The organism is Paenibacillus sp. JT22N7 (assembly GCF_059383875.1).
Map to the genome: position 1 here is coordinate 23,623 of NZ_JBXENY010000004.1, position 18,586 is coordinate 42,208.

At 51.0% G+C, this 18,586-nt stretch carries 11 protein-coding genes; 2 read left to right on the forward strand and 9 right to left on the reverse strand.

All coding sequences use genetic code 11. From position 1 onward, the window contains the following. Nucleotides 1-60 precede the first annotated feature (60 nt). From uvrA to ftsE, 7 genes are all read right to left on the reverse strand, one after another. Nucleotides 61-2,943 (reverse strand): excinuclease ABC subunit UvrA, encoded by a 2,883-nt coding sequence (gene uvrA / locus AC50Y5_RS11715; RefSeq protein WP_494860776.1) that lies wholly within the window; start codon nucleotides 2,941-2,943, stop codon nucleotides 61-63. A gap of 42 nt (nucleotides 2,944-2,985) precedes the next feature. Further along, on the reverse strand, nucleotides 2,986-4,983 hold the full coding sequence (gene uvrB, locus AC50Y5_RS11720) for an excinuclease ABC subunit UvrB (protein WP_056037112.1): 1,998 nt from the start codon (nucleotides 4,981-4,983) through the stop codon (nucleotides 2,986-2,988). A 334-nt stretch (nucleotides 4,984-5,317) separates the two neighbouring features. Continuing rightward, nucleotides 5,318-6,655 carry a PDZ domain-containing protein gene (locus AC50Y5_RS11725; RefSeq protein WP_081418861.1) on the reverse strand — a complete coding sequence of 446 codons (1,338 nt, stop codon included), beginning with the start codon at nucleotides 6,653-6,655 and terminating at the stop codon, nucleotides 5,318-5,320. Nucleotides 6,656-6,797: 142 nt separating this feature from the next. After that, complete coding sequence (locus tag AC50Y5_RS11730) at nucleotides 6,798-8,333, reverse strand: S41 family peptidase (RefSeq protein WP_494860779.1); 1,536 nt, start codon at nucleotides 8,331-8,333, stop codon at nucleotides 6,798-6,800. Between the two features lie 450 nt (nucleotides 8,334-8,783). Further along, nucleotides 8,784-10,046, reverse strand: coding sequence for a murein hydrolase activator EnvC family protein (locus tag AC50Y5_RS11735; protein WP_063892575.1), 1,263 nt, complete (start codon nucleotides 10,044-10,046; stop codon nucleotides 8,784-8,786). A 12-nt stretch (nucleotides 10,047-10,058) separates the two neighbouring features. Then, the gene (ftsX, locus tag AC50Y5_RS11740) at nucleotides 10,059-10,970 is read right to left on the reverse strand and encodes a permease-like cell division protein FtsX (RefSeq protein ID WP_056036962.1); all 912 of its coding nucleotides are present in this window, start codon (nucleotides 10,968-10,970) and stop codon (nucleotides 10,059-10,061) included. After that, nucleotides 10,960-11,646: a cell division ATP-binding protein FtsE gene (gene ftsE, locus AC50Y5_RS11745; protein WP_046229739.1), complete on the reverse strand. Its 687-nt coding sequence runs from the start codon at nucleotides 11,644-11,646 to the stop codon at nucleotides 10,960-10,962. The genes ftsX and ftsE overlap by 11 nt, the downstream gene beginning before the upstream one ends. A gap of 368 nt (nucleotides 11,647-12,014) precedes the next feature. On the opposite strand from ftsE, the gene AC50Y5_RS11750 reads away from it, so the two are divergent. Beyond that, a complete protein-coding gene (locus AC50Y5_RS11750; RefSeq protein ID WP_494860782.1) occupies nucleotides 12,015-13,496 on the forward strand; it encodes a VanW family protein in 1,482 nt (493 codons plus the stop codon). A gap of 237 nt (nucleotides 13,497-13,733) precedes the next feature. Further along, on the forward strand, nucleotides 13,734-15,686 hold the full coding sequence (locus tag AC50Y5_RS11755) for an amidase family protein (RefSeq protein ID WP_494860784.1): 1,953 nt from the start codon (nucleotides 13,734-13,736) through the stop codon (nucleotides 15,684-15,686). A gap of 120 nt (nucleotides 15,687-15,806) precedes the next feature. Here AC50Y5_RS11755 and argH read toward each other — a convergent pair whose 3' ends face one another. Next, nucleotides 15,807-17,222 (reverse strand): argininosuccinate lyase, encoded by a 1,416-nt coding sequence (argH, locus tag AC50Y5_RS11760; protein ID WP_056037105.1) that lies wholly within the window; start codon nucleotides 17,220-17,222, stop codon nucleotides 15,807-15,809. A gap of 97 nt (nucleotides 17,223-17,319) precedes the next feature. Continuing rightward, nucleotides 17,320-18,549, reverse strand: a complete 1,230-nt coding sequence (locus AC50Y5_RS11765) for an argininosuccinate synthase (protein WP_046229721.1) — start codon at nucleotides 18,547-18,549, stop codon at nucleotides 17,320-17,322. Nucleotides 18,550-18,586: the final 37 nt, after the last annotated feature.

Below are 18,586 nucleotides of genomic sequence, written 5' to 3' on the forward strand. Positions count from 1 at the left end.
AAAATCAAACATAGAAAAAAGGCTAGCCCCCATCGGTTGGCTAGCCTCATAATACTAAGCTTAATTAGATGCTGCAGCAACGGAAGATTCCGTCTCGCGCCGCTGAATAGTCCGTTCCCGGTCACGCTCCATAATAGGCTTCAGGTATTTTCCTGTATAGGACTTGTCTACCTTGGCCACTTCCTCAGGCGTTCCCGTTGCCACGATCATTCCGCCGCCGCTTCCGCCTTCCGGGCCCAAATCGATCAAATAATCAGCTGTCTTAATAACATCCAGATTATGCTCAATGACGAGTACCGATTCACCCGAATCAACAAGGCGGTGCAACACCATTAGCAGACGGTCAATATCATCAGCATGCAAGCCTGTCGTCGGCTCATCCAAAATGTACATCGTTTTGCCCGTACTCCGGCGATACAGCTCGGAAGCCAGCTTAACACGCTGTGCTTCACCGCCAGACAATGTAGTTGCAGGTTGTCCCAGGCGCATATAGCCTAAGCCTACATCAAGCAGCGTCTGCAATTTGCGCTGGATTCTCGGAATATTTTCAAAAAACTTGCAGCCATCCTCAATCGTCATTTCGAGAACATCAGCAATGCTCTTGCCTTTATATTTCACTTCCAGCGTTTCGCGATTGTAACGCTTGCCTTTGCAAATTTCACAAGGAACGTACACGTCAGGCAGGAAATGCATTTCAATCTTGATAATGCCATCTCCACGGCAAGCCTCGCAGCGGCCGCCCTTCACATTAAAGCTGAATCTGCCCTTCTTATAGCCCCGTACCTTGGACTCATTAGTCGAGGCATAAAGGTCGCGAACGTCATCAAACATGCCTGTATACGTAGCGGGGTTCGAGCGCGGCGTTCTGCCAATCGGCGATTGGTCAATGTCGATGACCTTCTCCAAATGCTCGATACCGCGCATTTCCTTATATTGTCCTGGACGTGTTCTCGCTCGGTTCAAATCACGAGCAAGCGTCTTATATACGATTTCATTGACGAAGGTCGATTTGCCCGAACCAGATACGCCAGTAACCGCCGTAAAAATGCCAAGCGGAATTTTTACATTGACCCCGCGCAAATTATTTTCCTTCGCACCGCGAACTTCCAGCCACTTATCGCCCGCAGCGCGGCGCTCCAGCGGTACCTCAATAAACTTGCGACCGCTCAAATATTGGCCTGTCAACGAATGCTCATTGTGCATAATCTCCGCTGGTGTTCCTTCGGCGATAACGGTACCGCCATGAATGCCCGCACCAGGGCCAATGTCAATAATGTAGTCAGCCGCCAGCATCGTATCCTCATCATGCTCTACAACAATAAGCGTATTGCCGATATCCCTCATGTGCACAAGCGTCTCAATCAGCCGATCATTGTCCCGCTGATGAAGTCCAATGCTCGGCTCATCCAAAATATAAAGAACGCCCATCAGGCTCGAACCGATCTGCGTTGCCAATCGAATTCGCTGTGCTTCACCGCCAGACAACGTCCCAGCCGCACGGTTCATTGCCAAATATTCCAGCCCAACATTGACAAGGAAGCCCAGCCGGCTGTTGATCTCCTTCAAAATCAGATTGGCAATCGTTTGTTCCTTCTCCGTTAATACCAATCCTTCGAAGAAACGCTGCGAATCGCCGATGGAAAGCGAAGTGACGTGAGCGATGTTCTGGGAGGCAATCGTTACAGCTAGTGTTTCCTTGCGCAGCCGCTGGCCTTTGCAGCAGCCACATGGCTTGGCACTCATATAAGCTTCGATATATTCCCGCATGGAATCAGACGCCGTCTCGCGGTAGCGCCTTTCCAAATTGTTAACGATACCTTCAAATGGGACATAGGCCTCTTTACGATGGCCAAAATCGTTTTCATATAGGAAGCGAACGCGTTCTCCGCCCGTACCATAAAGCAGCTTATTCATTTGCTCGTCGCTGAGCTCAGAAACGGGCACATCCTGTGGAATGTCATAATGCTCGCAAACCGAGCTTAAAAACTGCGGATAATAATTGGATGTGCTTCCGGCCCAGGCAAGAAATGCTGCATCTTTAATGGATTTGCTCGTATCGGGAACGAGCAAATCTGGATCGACGATCATCTTCGCGCCTAAACCGTCGCAATCCGGACAAGCACCGAACGGGCTGTTGAACGAAAACATCCGCGGCGCGAGCTCCTCTACGCTAAAGCCGCATACTGGACAAGCCAGGTTTGAGCTGAACAACAGCTCTTCTTTCTCCATTACGTCAACGAGCACCCGGCCATCGGCTAATTTAAGCGCCGTTTCTATTGAATCAGCCAAGCGGCTGTGGACGTCTGCCTTCACAACGATGCGGTCGACAACGACCTCAATGCTATGTTTTTTATTTTTCTCCAGCTCGATCTTCTCACTGAGCTCGCGCAGCTCGCCATTTACACGAACACGGACAAAGCCCTGCTTCTGAATATCGGCAAACAGCTTCGTATGCTCGCCCTTGCGGCCGGATACGAGTGGAGCCAAAATTTGCAGCTTCGTCTTCTCGGGATATTCCATAATACGGTCAACCATTTGTCCTACGGTCTGCGAAGTAATCTCGATCCCATGCTCCGGACAATGCGGCTTGCCAATCCGCGCGAACAGCAAGCGTAGGTAATCGTAAATTTCCGTTACCGTACCTACAGTCGAACGAGGATTGCGGCTAGTCGTCTTCTGGTCAATCGAAATGGCCGGAGACAAGCCTTCAATGGAATCCACATCGGGCTTCTCCATCTGGCCGAGAAACTGTCTGGCATAGGCAGATAAGGACTCCACATAACGGCGCTGTCCTTCGGCGTAAATCGTATCAAATGCAAGGGACGATTTTCCTGAGCCGCTCAATCCCGTTAATACAACAAACTTGTCGCGCGGAATGGTGACATCAATATTTTTCAAATTGTGTGCACGAGCGCCTTTGACTACAATTTTGTCGCTACCCAATCTTATTTCCTCCTCTATCCTGTCCATCCTCTTGCTTCGATTCTACAATCCTGCACGCAGTTCCAGCAACGCGTCACGAAGCTCGGCTGCCCGCTCAAATTGCAGGTTTTTCGCCGCATCTTTCATTTCAACTTCCAATCTATTAATCATCGACTGACGGTCTTTCTTCGACATCTTGCCAGATCCGGCATCCGCCAAATAATCGGCCTTCTGCTCGGCAACCTTGGTCGCTTCAATCACTTCCAATACTTTCTTGCGAATCGTCTGCGGCGTAATGCCATGCTTCTCGTTGAAAGCTTCTTGAATCGTCCGCCGACGTTCCGTTTCCTTCATCGCACGACCCATAGAATCCGTCACCTTATCGCCGTACATGATAACCCGGCCTTCGCTGTTGCGCGCCGCGCGTCCAATCGTTTGAATGAGCGAGCGGTCTGAGCGCAGGAAGCCTTCCTTATCCGCATCCAAAATCGCTACCAGCGATACTTCGGGCAAATCAAGTCCTTCCCGAAGCAGGTTAATGCCCACCAGCACGTGGAATACGCCAAGCCTTAGATCGCGCAATATCGCAATCCGCTCCAGCGTCTTAATATCCGAGTGCAAATAACGCACCTTCACGCCAATTTCCTTAAAATAATCGGTTAGATCCTCCGCCATCTTCTTCGTCAGCGTCGTCACCAATACCCGTTCATCCTTCGCTACCCGATCGCGAATTTCGCCCAGCAAATCATCGATCTGCCCCTTCGTTGGCCGAAGCTCAATGATCGGATCAAGCAGGCCGGTAGGGCGAATAATTTGCTCTACCATTGTCGGGCATTGCTCCAGTTCAAAAGGCCCCGGTGTAGCAGAGACATAAATCGTCTGCTTAGCCTTCGCCTCAAACTCCTCGAACTTAAGCGGCCGATTGTCCATCGCCGATGGCAGCCGGAAACCGTGATTGACGAGCATTTCCTTCCTAGCCCGGTCGCCATTGTACATGGCGCGAATCTGCGGCAGCGATACATGCGACTCATCAATCACAATGAGCATGTCATCCGGAAAATAATCGAAGAGCGTATAAGGCGTTGCTCCCCGTTCCCGGAACGTCAATGGACCCGAATAGTTCTCGATGCCTGAGCAAAAACCCATCTCGCTCATCATCTCAATATCATAGCGCGTACGCTGCTCAAGCCGCTGCGCCTCCAGCAGCTTTCCCGCTTCCTTAAGCTCAGCAAGCCGCTCCTCCAGCTCTCGCTCAATATTAACGAGCGCAAGCTTCATCGTCTCCTCATGAGTTACAAAGTGAGACGCTGGAAAAATCGCTACATGCTCACGCTCGCCCACGATCTCGCCGGTCAATACGTCAATTTCCGTAATCCGTTCAATCTCGTCGCCGAACAGTTCAATTCTAATCGCCCGCTCATTATTGGCAACGGGAAAAATCTCTATAATATCGCCGCGGACACGGAATGTCCCGCGAATAAAGTTAATATCGTTGCGCTGATATTGAATATCGACCAGCTTATGCAAAATCGCATCGCGGGGCTTCTCCATCCCTACGCGCAGCGACAGCAGCATGCTGCCGTACTCCTTCGGCGAACCTAAGCCATAGATACAGGAAACGCTGGCTACAACAATAACGTCTCTGCGTTCGAACAGCGAGCTGGTCGAAGAGTGGCGCAGCTTATCAATCTCTTCATTGATGCTCGAATCCTTCTCAATATACGTATCGGTTGAAGGAATATAAGCTTCCGGCTGAAAATAATCGTAATAGCTGACGAAATACTCAACTGCATTATCGGGGAAAAAAGACTTAAATTCGCTGCACAGCTGCGCTGCGAGCGTCTTGTTATGCGCAATAACGAGCGTAGGCCGATTCACCTGCGCAATCATATTGGCAATCGTATAGGTCTTTCCCGTTCCAGTCGCCCCAAGCAGCGTTTGAAATCTCTGTCCTGCTTCAACGCCTTCAACCAGCTGCTTAATAGCACGCGGCTGGTCGCCTTGCGGCGTATAGTCGGACTTAATCTCAAAGTTACGGGCTTGCGGTGCAAGATTACTCACTTCAGCCATCCACTCCTTCTTCGTTCCTCAGCTATCTATCATTATAGTCAATATCGTGCAAAAGAAGCAGCAAGCCTCAATTTGTTCATGCTGTTACAAGTAATTCCATTTCATTCAGGCAAATCTACTCTTTTATAAGAATATGTGTTCCCGTTTATTATAGCTCTAAGCATTCTCCGATGCAACCAGCTAAATTTCCCTACATGAGGCCAAATAAAAAGCGTAGGGACAGAATCGAAAAATCTGTCACCACGCTTTTGGAACAATATTTGCTATTAGCCTGTCAAGCAAGCCTAGACAAAAGCCATTTAGAACGGTAGTACTGAAGCTTGTGCTATACTGGCGTTTTTTCGCCAGACGCAGCATTATTTTCAGAAGCCGACACTTTAGATGAACCCCGGCGATGCGCCGTACGCTTGTGCTTCAACAAGTCAATCAGCGAGGCAGGGCCTGAGGCCGCATAGAAATTCGCATCCTCGTCTGGCGCCAAAATAACTCCGAGCTGATGATGCTCATTTTCATAACGCGCGCGCTGCACAAACTTTACTTCACCCGCATAGTTCAGCACTTCCAGCTTGCAGAAAGCCGAGTTGAGATGCAGCGCGGCATGCAGATCAGCCTTCGAATGCACGCGAACACCATTAACCTTGGAAATAATTTCTCCAGCTTGAAGCCCCAGGGCCTCAGCCGGCGTTTGCGGCAAAATGCCTAGCAAGCGCAAGCCGCGCTGGTCATGGACGAATAGCGGGCTGCTGGCATTTTCCAGCCTGCGGCTGCGCCAAATGATCGCTTCATGGAGCAGCAGCGAGCAGAGCGCGGCAATTGGCAGCAGCACGGGCAGCCACCAAGCCAGCAAAGCTGCTGCTGCGAGTGCGACGCTGTAAAGCAGCAAGCCTTTCGCGGCGTGTCTGGCCTTCTCCTCAGGCAGCATCGAGCGTGTCAATTCGCTAAAGCCGATAATCATCGGCAGCGCGGCAATCGTCCAGCCCTGCGACCAGTCTGCGCCGAGCAGCGGCGTCCACGGCAAGGCTGCTGTTGCAGCGCCAGTGCCTGCACCTCCACCAACAGGAACGAGCAGCAGCAAAGGCACCGGCCAAAAGCTTTGCAGCATGTAGCCGCCGACAATTTTCCCTCTCTTGCCCGAGAGGAACAGTGGCGTCGCCAGCTTGCCGCCCTGATTTCGCACAAGCAGCGCCTCTGCCAAGTGCAGCAGAGCTACCAGCATGAACAACCCCGTCATATCCATGGCGGCGAGAGAAGCTGCAGCTTGACTGGCTATGCCTTCGCCCGAAGCCAGCGGCGTAAACCCAACGATCCACTGCAGCAGGCCAAGTACGCCGGCAGCATAAGCGAAGCATAAATAACGGATGCGAAACAGCATGAGCAGCGCTGAGACGCCCCATAACCACATCACTGATTGCTGGGTAACTGCAACGCCAATAAACGCGCCTACAAGGGATACAGCTAGTCCTACCAGCAAGCCTGTGACGATTGCCCGGCCAAGCAGCCGGGGCCATATATGCAGCTTGACGGCGAACAATTGCCGTTCAAGCTTAATCTGCTTTGTGTATTGGAGCAAAATAAATAAAATAGCCACATAATAAAAAGGTTGTACCAGCAGTTGAAGCAACGCCAGCTGGAATTGCTGCAACAAAGCAAGAGCCTGATTCACCGCATACACTCCTTCATTTTTACCAACTTATTCCTCAAGCCGCCTTTGCGGCATTTTCCCGTCTCACACCTGCTGCCGATTCAAAAGAAAAGGCTGACTCCGAAGACAGAGTCAACCTTGTAATGGATTCGACAACGAGGCGTTATTTCCTGCCTACCCGTTCAATCGCTTCCCGAAGCTGCACATCGTTGTTCTTGTCTTTAATCCATGCAATAACCGCCTTCTCCAATGCTGCGGCTGTTGACTTGTCCAGTTCTCCCGTCACCGGAAGACTTGAGTTTCGCTGAAATTGCTTAACGGCTTGCACGGTTTCCTCATTGAAATAACCATCATCGCGCTTCGGCTCATACCCAAGCCCTTTAAGCATAATTTGCGCACTGCGAATTTGCTCATTGTTCATATCGCGCTTCAGCGTTTCGGTTATCGTCAGCCGCGCAACGGTGTAAAGCGAAGGCGGGGCTACGGCCACGGTCGGCTCAACGCCCTTCTCATGAATCCAGATGCCTTCTGGCGTCAGCCACTTGGCAATCGTCATTTTCACAAGACTGCCATCGCCCAGCACTTTATTGTAGCTCACCTGTACCGTTCCTTTGCCGAACGTCGTCTCGCCGACCAGTATCGCACCGGCTTCCTCGCCCAGCGCACCAGCCAATATTTCCGAGGCGCTGGCGCTGCCTTTGTTCATGACTACGGCGACCGGATAAGCTTTGCGGCTGCCCTTGGACAACGTCTTCTCCCGCTTGCCGTCGCGATCCTCCACCTGAACAATCGCACTGCCCTTCGCAATAAACTGCTCGGCGATTTCTACAACGACCGGCAATACACCGCCAGGGTTATTGCGGACGTCAATTACGAGGCCCTTAAGCCCTTGCCGTCCCTTATCGCCTGCTCCTTCGCTGACCTGGGCACCAGACTGTACCTGTGCCTGCCCTGCTGCCTGCTGCTTCGCTTCCTGCTCCAGACGGGCAAGCTCTTCCTTGAAGCGTTCGGCCGTATTGAGTGAAAACTGACGGATTTCAATGACACCAATCCGGTCATCGGACAAATGGGCATATACGGTTTCCACATCAATATCATCCCGTATTAAAATCAGCTGGATCGATTCGCTTGTGCCCACCCGCTGGATCTGCAGCTTGGCCTTCGTCCCTTTCGGGCCACGAATTTTGTCTACGGCCTCATTCAGCCCAAGACCCTCCAGCTTCTCTCCATTGACCGAAATGACGACATCCTTCGCCAGCAGTCCCGCCCGTTCGGCAGGAGAGCCTTTGATCGGGGATACGACGACGAGCTTGCCGTTTTGCAGCGTCACTTCCGCACCAATACCTGTGAAAGATCCTTCGATGGATTCGGAAAAATGCTGCGCTGACGTCTTCTCCATATAAACGGAGTAAGGATCATCCAGCGATTCCAGCATGCCTTTGACTGCGCCGTCTACCAGCTCTTCACGATCCATCTTCTTCACATATTTGGTTTCAATCAAATCAAGCACCGCATTCATTTTGTCAATCTCGGCTTCATTCAGATCATGTTGCCCGCTAGTTTCGGCAGCTGCCGGAGCGGAGCCTGACGCCTGGTAGCTGCTCACGACAAGATCGCGAGCCACTACAAGCGTGACCAGAACAGAAGCGAGCATCGTAATCATTACAAAAGCAATGACTGTACGGCCTCTAAACTGCATATTCAGGACACCACCTTCTCGTTTGACCACAGCATTAAATAGAACCTACTTCGGTTAATGCCTTCCCGCTTGGAGGACACGCCCTAGTATATGACAAGTTCTGTCCATTTATTTGCGTCCGACCAGCGACCTGCTCATTCCATATTTTTCATTCCGAGAACTATAGAGAATGGATAGCGTTAGAATATCCTTTCTCTATATTTCAAGCGTAAACGGCTGTCGCCGTCCTCTGGCGGCCAAGCTTCCGTTTCGCGTTGAAATATAAGCCCATTATAAGTGGGTAACTTATAAATGCTTATATTTCAAGCGTAAACGGCGCTGCCATCCTTTGACGGCAACGCTCGTTTCACGCAGAAGCAGAAATAGAAGCTGACTTATTATAAAGTCATGTATAATTGCTTGTATTTCGAACAAGGGCAGCCCGAAGGCTGCCGCTTGTTGCTGATCGTCCTATTTTAAATAGCTGCTTGGATCGGTTGTTGTCCCGTTAATACGCACCTCAAAATGCAAATGCGGTCCGGTGGAATTGCCCGTACTGCCAACCTCGGCAATTTTTTGGCCTTTTGTAACACTGTCGCCTTTGCTTACTTTAATGCCGCCTTCGCGAATATGGCCATACAGCGTCCACATGCCGCCGCCATGGTCGATAATGACGGCATTGCCATAACCGCTCCAGCGCTGCGCCATAATAACAACGCCGCTTTCCGCTGCATGAATAGCCGTTCCCTGCGGAGCTGCAAAATCGATGCCGGTATGGAGCTTCTTGGCACCCGTAATCGGGTGAATCCGATAGCCATAGCCCGAGCTGACACGATAAGAGTCAAAAATAGGCATGCCCAGCTTACCGCCCGTATAGACCGTACCGCCGCTTCCGCCTCCGCTGCTGCCATTGCCTTTACCCGCAGCAGCAGCCGCAGCTGCAGCAGCTTTTTCCCTCGCGATTCTTTCCGCTTCCAGCTTCGCCACCTTCTCGGCTTCCAGCTCGGATACCTTCTGTGCAAATTCAATCATTAGCGCTTCCTGCTCTGCGCTTATATCTTCGAGATCCTCAAGCTGATGATCATATTCAGCAACGAGCTTGTTTTTCTCGGCTTCTTTTTTCGCTAGATCGCTTTGGTAGTTTTGCAGCTTGGTGTACATCGTTTTGACTTCTTCAAGCTTGTGCTCGACCTCAGCTTTTTTCTCCTCAACCAGCGCCTGATCAACCTTGTTTTGCTCTAAAATGCTGCGATCCTGGCTTAAAATCAGCTGAAGCGAATCGAAGCGGTCGATAAAATCGGAAAAGCTGCTCGCATTCAGCAAAACGTCAAGATACGACACCGAGCCGTTCTCATACATAAGCCGCAGACGCTGCTGAATCAGAATGTCGCGTGTTTTGACACGGCCTTCCGCTTCTACCAGCTCCGCGCCAGCCTGTTGCAGCTCCGACTCCGTTTGATCAACCTTTGCTTGCGTATTATTCATATTGACTACAACAGCATCCAGCTGTGCCAATACGGCTTTGATAGAAGCTTGTACATCAGATTTGAGTGTCGATACTTCCGTCTTTTGCTGCTCTGTCGCGTCAGCTTCCTTCTGTGCCTTGTCAATGGCCTTCTTGGCATCCGAAAGCTGCTTATTAATGCTGTCCAGCGATGCGGCACTACTGCTCAGTGGCTGTACAAGCAATACCGTCATTATCACCATAAGAACGATTAGATTTCTTCTCTTCACCGACGCTTCCACCTACACTTTCAAATATTTTCGAATGGATATCGTACTGCCCCATATGCCGATCAAGGTGCCAAGTCCAATCAATACACCGCTAATTTGAAGTCCTACTTCCTGAACCGATACGAGACTAAGCATCATCAGCCCAAGTCCCTCCTGCGTCAATGTAACAAACTGTGCGTAGCTGATGAGCAGCACAACCGTCGTCAATATCGAAGCAATCATGCCAATAAGCGCACCTTCAATAAAAAACGGCCAGCGGATAAACGCATTCGTCGCACCTACCAATTTCATAATGCCAATTTCCCGGCGCCGAGCAACAATCGTCACTTTAATCGTGTTGGAAATGAGGAACATAGCGGTTACCGTAAGCGCAAGCACGATCACGAGGCCAATGGTACGTACCGCATTCGTAATTTTGAACAGCGTTTCGATTTTGCCTTCCCCATATTTCACGCTCGTAATAGGCGCTGTTTCATCGCCTGTGTTAAGTGCCTCGATCTGCGCAGCTGCAATACTGACAGACTGAGGTTTAAATACTTCTACCGTAAAAGAGTCCGGCAGCGGATTGCTCGCATCATCATAGCCGTCAAGCAAGCCTTCGTCGCTCAAGTTTTTGCGAAGCTCCTCAAGTCCCTGTTCCTTCGTAACCAGCGTAACCTTCTTCACCTCAGGAATGAGGCGGATTTTATTCTCGACCTCATCCATCTTCGCCTTGTCTATATCCAGCTGCAGAAATACGCGAATTTCCACCTTGCTCTCTACCGAGGAGGCAAAATTGTTGACATTCAGCGCCAGCAGCATAAAAGCCCCGAGTAAAAACAACGAAATAAAAATCGAGCTAATGGAAGCAAACGACATCCAGCCGTTGCGAATAATATTTTTACAGCCTTCTCTAAGGTGGCGGAGCAGGGTTCTAAATTTCATAACCGTACTCCCCTCTTGCCTCATCCCGAACGACCAAGCCATTCTCGATTGCGATGACACGCTTGCGCAAGCTGTTTACAATATCGCGGTTATGCGTCGCCATGACGATGGTCGAGCCGCGAAAGTTGATTTCCTCCAGCAAAGCCATAATTTCCATGGACGTCTCCGGGTCCAAATTGCCGGTAGGCTCGTCCGCTACAATAACCGACGGGTTATTCACTATTGCCCGGGCAATCGACACACGCTGCTGCTCTCCCCCTGAAAGCTGGGCCGGCAGGCTGGCATGCTTATGCTTGAGGCCGACGAGATCGAGAACCTCCATCGTCCTTTTTTTGATAATCCGCTTGGGAGCTTCGATAACCTCCATCGCAAAAGCGACATTTTCAAACACGGTCAGCTTCGGAAGCAATCTAAAATCTTGAAAAATAACGCCTATGTTCCGCCGTACAAATGGAATTTTGCGCGGCTTCAGCTTGCCTATATTAAAACCATTTACAGAAAGCTGCCCTTTCGTAGGCACTTCCTCGCGATAGATCAGCTTCATGAAGGTTGATTTCCCTGCCCCGGAAGGCCCTACCAAATACACAAATTCATTGCGATCTATGCGTACGGACACCCCTCGCAGTGCATGAGTACCGTCGACGTAAGTCTTCCAAATGTCTTGCATTTCAATCACGTTATCACATCCTGTTTTTAGTCAGCATTAGTAATTCGACAATGACGTGGTAAATCCTTTCTTTTCGACGGTTTCTTTCCTCATTTTTCACAATTCTCATATTCATTCTAGCTGCTTGCATATACATAACAGAGTCACTTTTGAAATATAAGAATTTATAAGTTACGCACTTATAAATGGGCTTATATTTCTCGGAGTGAAACGAGCTGCGCCGCCAAAGGACGGCGAAAGCCGTTTCACCTTGAATTCTAAGAATTTAAAAGTTTCATCCTTTTATCCGCTTAGAATTCTAGGGCAAAGCTCTTCGCTCGTCCCAGAAGGACGACGAAGTCGTTTTTGCTTGACCCGAAGGAAGGGGGATTGTCCCATTGAAGAAATTGCATCTCATTAGCATTTTTGTATTTGCCCTGCTGCTTGCAGCGTCCGTCAGCTGGGGTGGACTCACCTATTATGCCGAGCAGCGCACCGTGCCGGCAGGCGTAACGGCGGGAGGGCTGAATATTGGCGGGCTGCCTATTCCAGAAGCGATTAAACTGCTGAATGACTATGAGCAGGCGCTTGGAGCGCGTGAACTGACGGTCGCTACCGGCAATGCCGGCTCGGACAGGCGCACGTGGAAGGCCGAAGCGTTTGGCTACAAGGCCGATACCTCCGAGGTGCGCAGGGCTTTGCAGCAGCTTGGCAAAGGAGAGTTATGGGAAGCAGTGAAATACCGCTATCATTTTCCGCGAAACTTTGAGCTTGCGCAGACGTTTGATCAAGCTTTGTTCGAAAAGCTTATTCGCCAGCAGTGGGGCTGGCTGGAGCAAAATGAGCCCAAGGACGCTGCTCGTATTATTACGGACCAGGATGAAATTTTTTATGAGCCGGAAGCAGAAGCATACCGTATTGAAATGAGCCGACTATCCGCTGACGTGAAGAGCTGGCTTTGGCTCGCCGCCGATGCTAAATCCCCTGCGGAGCAAGCGGCATATAACACTGAGCTTCCTATCCTTACCCTGTCTCCTTCCGTCACGCTCGAGCAGCTTAAGGCGCAAGGGGTTGAGCGCAAACTGATGTCATTCACGACCGACTTTGCTGCAAGCGCCGAGGGCCGCGCCTATAATGTCGCCTCAACGGCGGCGGCTCTCGACAACTGGCTGCTGGCTCCGGGCGAAATTTTTGATTACAGCAAAGTCATTCGCAGGGTTGAGGAAAAATACGGCTTTCGGGAAGCTCCCGTCATCTTGAACGGCAAGCTTGTTCCCGGTATCGGCGGCGGCATCTGCCAAGTGTCCAGCACACTTTACAACGCCGCACTGCGCGCAGGCCTTGAAATTGTCGAAAGACGCAACCACTCGCTGCCCGTCTCTTATTTGCCCGTTGGACAAGACGCTACCTATGCCGACGGCGCCATAAACTTTCGATTTCGCAATTCAACGGACAAGTACATCGTCATTCGCGCAACATCTGCGGGCCGCAAGCTGACAATCAAACTGTTCGGAAAAATGTCCGAGGATGTCCAATACCGCATTGAATCGGTTACCGTCGGCACTTTGTCTCCAGAGGTGCAGCAGCTTCAAGACCCTGCGCTGCCAGCTGGCACACGCAAGGTGATTGCTCCAGGACGAAACGGCTATGTCGTCGACACATTCAGAGTGACGCTGGAAAATGGCAAACCTCCAATTAAGGAACGCATTTCGCGCGACACTTACCGTGCCCAGCCTACTGTCATTCATATTGGCACGGGGAAAGCAGGGGGCACCGATCAAGCACCAGCACCACAACTCGATCCGGCTCCAAACGCACCGAGTACACCAAATGGATCGGGCACACCGACAGGGCCGCTGCTTGAAGACGGCATTAGCTAGTGTTCATTTCATGCCCGGAAAATGTAACATAGACATAACGCGAATAGGTTCTTAGTTATAAATAATGTCATTATTATTAACATAATGAGATAACGAGATTAAATCGTCGATATAGTTAGAAATATACTTATTCAATCGCTTACTTGGATGGTTTTCAAGACTTGCGCTCTCTACGCCCCCTACTATACTCTTTTATTAATGTTAGGTTACATTACATATTAGAGAGGGAGTTTAAAGATGCCAAATCTTCTTTCATCATGGAAAAAACACAGTGCTGCTTTGCTTGCCGGCGCATTGCTGCTCACAGGGCCTCTAACAGCCTCTACCGCTGCTGCGGCAGCAGCTGTCTATCAAGGAGAAGCTACGAAAGCGATAGAGCTTAAGCTGGGGGATGCCAGCATTTCCCCTGATAAGCTCATCCCAGCTGCGGAGCTGAAAAAACTGTTTGATCAAAGCGCAAAGCTCGCAGGCGGAGACGCTACGTTTACAGCTGCGGCGAAAGGGGCGACCATCACTCGCAAGGATGCTGCAGTTATGATTGCAAAGGGACTGCATTTGTCCCCAGCTGCCGAGCCATATAAAGATGTGCCGGATAAAGCATCCTATGCTTCATCAGTAGGAGCAGTTATGGAAGCGAAGCTGATGCTTGGCGTGAACCAATCCCATTTTGCACCAAACCAATCGCTGACTTATGCGGGCGCCTATGCACTTGCCTATCGCATTTATAATTACAGCATGCCATTCCTGCTGCCGGAAGCGACGATTGCCAGCATTCAGCAGGCTGTCGGCCAAGGCAAGCTCACCTACAAAGAGCTGGTTCAGCAATATTTGGATCGCATCGAGAAATACGATGACCAAGGCATTAAGCTGAACGCGATTTTGACGATCAATCCAAAGGCGCTCGAAATGGCCGAGGAGCTGGATAAAGAACGCGCAGCCTCTGGCATTCGCGGCCCGCTGCACGGCATTCCCGTCATCGTGAAGGACAACTATGACACGAATGATATGCCTACGACGGCAGGCTGTCTGTGCCTAAAGGATTCCATTCCTTCTGAGGATGCCGATCAGGTTGTCAAGCTTAAGGCAGCTGGCGCCATTATTTTAGCCAAAGCCAACTTGCATGAGTTTGCATTCGGCATTACAACGAGCAGCTCCTTAGGCGGCCAAACCTTGAACCCTTATGCGCTTGACCACTACCCCGGCGGCTCCAGCGGCGGCACAGGCGCTGCCATTGCAGCAAACTTCGGCGTCATCGGCATGGGCACCGATACAGGCGGCTCCATCCGCATCCCATCGACCTATAACAGTCTGGTCGGCATTCGCCCAACAATCGGCCTCTCCAGCCGCGACGGCATCATTCCGCTCGCCCTGTCGCAGGACGTAGGCGGACCTATGACCCGCACCGTAACGGATGCAGCCATCGTACTCGATGCAACGGTCGGTTATGACCCTGACGACGTAGCGACAGCAGGAAGCATTAGCCACATTCCAAGCAGCTACACGAGCTATCTGGACGCAAAAGGCTTAAAGGGCGCACGCATCGGAGTGGCGACAGAGCTATTCGGTACTACAGAAGCGGAGCAGCCGACCACTGAAGTGGTACAAGCAGCTGTTAAAGACTTAGCTAAACTAGGTGCGGTAACTGTCGATGTTACCATTCCGAACCTGAAGGAAATTATGGCTTACCCAAGCCTCAGCGGCTATGAATTCAAATTCCAGCTGAATGAATATTTGGCAGAGCTGGGCTCCAAAGCCCCTTACCACTCGCTTACTGAAATTATCGCTTCCGGCCAATTCGACAAATCGATGGAAGCTTCGCTCAAAACACGTGATGCCCGGCAATCGCTGAATACAGAGGATTACAAGGACATCGTGCTGTTCCGTACCAAAACGACAAAAGACGCGCTGCTGAAGGTGATGGCTGACAATAAGCTGGATGCGATTGTCTATCCATCCACTACGCAAACAGCTGCATTGATTGGCGAAGCGCAAAATGCAGGCGGCAACAATCGCCTCAGCCCGTTCTCCGGGTTCCCAGCCATTACCGTGCCTGCCGGCTACACAGCTGAAGGGCTCGGAGCGAGCATTGAATTCCTCGGCCGCGAATACAGCGAGCCGACACTGATCAAGCTGGCTTACTCATACGAGCAAGGGACGAAGCATCGCGTCGCTCCTGTACTTGCCCCTTAAAGGAGAAGCACCTACACTTGCGATTACATGATCACAAGCTCACGCGAGAAAGCAAAAAAATCTCCAAACCCACCTTTACGGCGGGTTTGGAGATTTTTGATTTTAAACCCTAAGCATAGCTTAACGGCTGCGCTCAGCGTATTCTGTTACCCATGCAGCTACCTTCAGCAGGTCCTCATCGGCACGACCGATAGCTGCTTCGACCTGTACAGTCGCTGTGCCGCCATAGACGTTGCGGGCATCCACAACCTGCTCCGGCTGGAGCACCGCATAAATGCGATCATCAAACAGCTCGGAAAATTGCTTGAATTCCTCCAGCTTCAGATCTAGCAAGTATTTGCCCTGCTCGATGCAATAAAGCACCGTTTTTCCAATAACTTCATGCGCTTGGCGGAATGGCAGCCCTTTGCCCACGAGGAAATCGGCAATATCCGTCGCATTGGAGAAATCCTGATTGACCGCTTGGCGCATCCGGTCTTTGTTGACCTTCATCGTCGCAATCATCGGCGCGAACAGCTGCAGCGCGCCTTGCAGCGTGCGAACCGTATCAAACATGCCTTCCTTGTCTTCCTGCATATCCTTGTTGTACGCAAGCGGAAGCGATTTTAAAACCGTCAACAGGCCAACCAGGTTGCCATAAACACGGCCTGTTTTGCCGCGCACTAGTTCAGGCACATCCGGATTTTTCTTCTGCGGCATAATGCTGCTGCCTGTGCAGAATGCATCATCCAGCTCAACGAAATTGAACTCTGTGCTGGACCACATGATGAGCTCTTCGCTCAGACGCGACAGATGCATCATAATGATCGAAGCATGGGAGAGAAATTCCAAAATAAAGTCGCGGTCGCTGACCGCATCCAGACTATTTTCATAAACACGATCAAATTTCAGCTGGCTCGCTACAAAATGGCGGTCGATTGGGAACGTCGTTCCCGCAAGCGCGCCTGCGCCAAGCGGCAGCATATTGATGCGTTTGTAGCTGTCTTGCAGGCGCTCAATGTCGCGTCCGAACATCGCTACGTAAGCCATCAGATGATGGGCGAACAAAATCGGCTGGGCACGCTGCAAATGCGTGTAGCCCGGCACGATTGTAGCCGTATTCGCTTTCGCCTGCTCTACAAGCGACGATTGCAGCTTTTGCAGCAAATCCACAAACTCAACAACACGCTTGCGCAAATAGAGATGCATATCGGTCGAAACCTGGTCATTACGGCTGCGTCCGGTGTGCAGCTTGCCGCCTACCGAGCCAATGTCGTCAATGAGCGTTTTCTCGATATTCATATGAATATCTTCGTCGGACACCGAAAACTCCAGATCATTGCGCTTAATGCGCTGCAAGACGCGGTGCAGGCCGTCCTGAATCGTCTCCACATCTTTATCTGGCAAAATGCCCTGCTTGCCCAGCATCGTTACATGAGCCAAGCTGCCTTGAATATCTTCTTCCGCCAGTTCCTTGTCGAACAGGATGGATGCTGTATATTCCTCCACCAGCTGATCGGTCTTCTTCGTAAATCTGCCGCCCCATAACTTGCTCACGTTATCGCACTCCCTCCCGGAAAAGGCGCGGGGCCGCTGCATGCAGCGGCCTCTCCTTTGCTTCCGGCATCTATTAATAAATGACGTACACTTATTTTTATTTACCGCTGTATTTCGTTCCGACTTTCAAACGCAGCGCGTTCAGGCGGATAAAGCCTGTAGCATCGCCTTGATCATAGGCTTGTGTCGGATCAGCTTCCATCGTAGCGATTTCTGGGTTGTACAAGCTCACAGGGCTTTGTACGCCAGCGCCAATGATATTGCCTTTGTACAGCTTCAGGCGCACAGTACCAGTCACGTTTTTCTGGGATTCCAGCACAAGAGCTTGCAGCGCAAGACGCTCAGGCGCAAACCAGAAGCCGTTATATACAAGCTGGCTGTATTTTGCAATGAGGGAATCACGCAGATTCATGACTTCACGGTCCATCGTGAGCGACTCCATTTTGCGGTGGGCGCTGAACAGGATCGTGCCGCCTGGCGTCTCATACACACCACGGCTCTTCATGCCGACAAAACGGTTCTCGACCATATCCACGCGGCCAATACCGTGCTTGCCACCCAAGTCGTTAAGCTTGTCCATGACTTGCAGCGGAGTAAGCGACTCGCCGTTAATCGCCGTACAGTTGCCCGCTTCAAAGGACAGCTCCACGTATTCGGATTGATCCGGCGCATCTTCCGGCGCTACGCTGAGCACGAACATATCTTTGTTCTCATCGGAGCTAGGGTCGAACCAAGGATCTTCCAGCATTCCGCTCTCAAAGCTGATGTGCAGCAGGTTGCGGTCAGTGGAATAGGGCTTGGCTGCCGAAGCTTGAACTGGAATGTTGTGCTTCTCCGCATAAGCGATCATTTCCGCGCGTCCCGGGAACTCTTCACGGAACTGCTCTTCACGCCAAGGCGCAATCACTTTAATATCAGGAGCAAGCGCAGCAACGCCGAGCTCAAAACGAACTTGGTCGTTCCCTTTGCCAGTCGCGCCGTGAGCGATAATAGTCGCACCTTCAGCGCGGGCAATATCAACCATACGCTTCGCGATTAGCGGGCGGGCAATCGAGGTTCCCAGCAGGTATTGACCTTCATAGAAAGCGCCAGCTTGGAACATAGGGAAAATAAAATCAGACGCGAACTCATCGCGCAGATCGTCGATATAAACTTTCGAAGCGCCAGTCGCAAGCGCTTTTGCTTCCAGTCCGTCCAGCTCATCCTTTTGTCCGATGTCTGCTGTGAATGCGATAATTTCCGCATCATACGTTTCTTTCAGCCATTTGAGAATAACGGACGTGTCCAGACCGCCCGAATATGCCAATACGATTTTTTCCTTAGCCATTGTTATTGTCGCACTCCTTAAAATCAATATGAATAAT

Bases quoted from the DNA above. Each gene is read 5' to 3' on its own strand.
- AC50Y5_RS11730 (WP_494860779.1), bottom strand. From the start codon at position 8,333: ATGCAGTTTAGAGGCCGTACAGTCATTGCTTTTGTAATGATTACGATG.
- ftsX (WP_056036962.1), bottom strand. From the start codon at position 10,970: ATGAAATTTAGAACCCTGCTCCGCCACCTTAGAGAAGGCTGTAAAAAT.
- AC50Y5_RS11755 (WP_494860784.1), top strand. From the start codon at position 13,734: ATGCCAAATCTTCTTTCATCATGGAAAAAACACAGTGCTGCTTTGCTT.
- AC50Y5_RS11765 (WP_046229721.1), bottom strand. From the start codon at position 18,549: ATGGCTAAGGAAAAAATCGTATTGGCATATTCGGGCGGTCTGGACACG.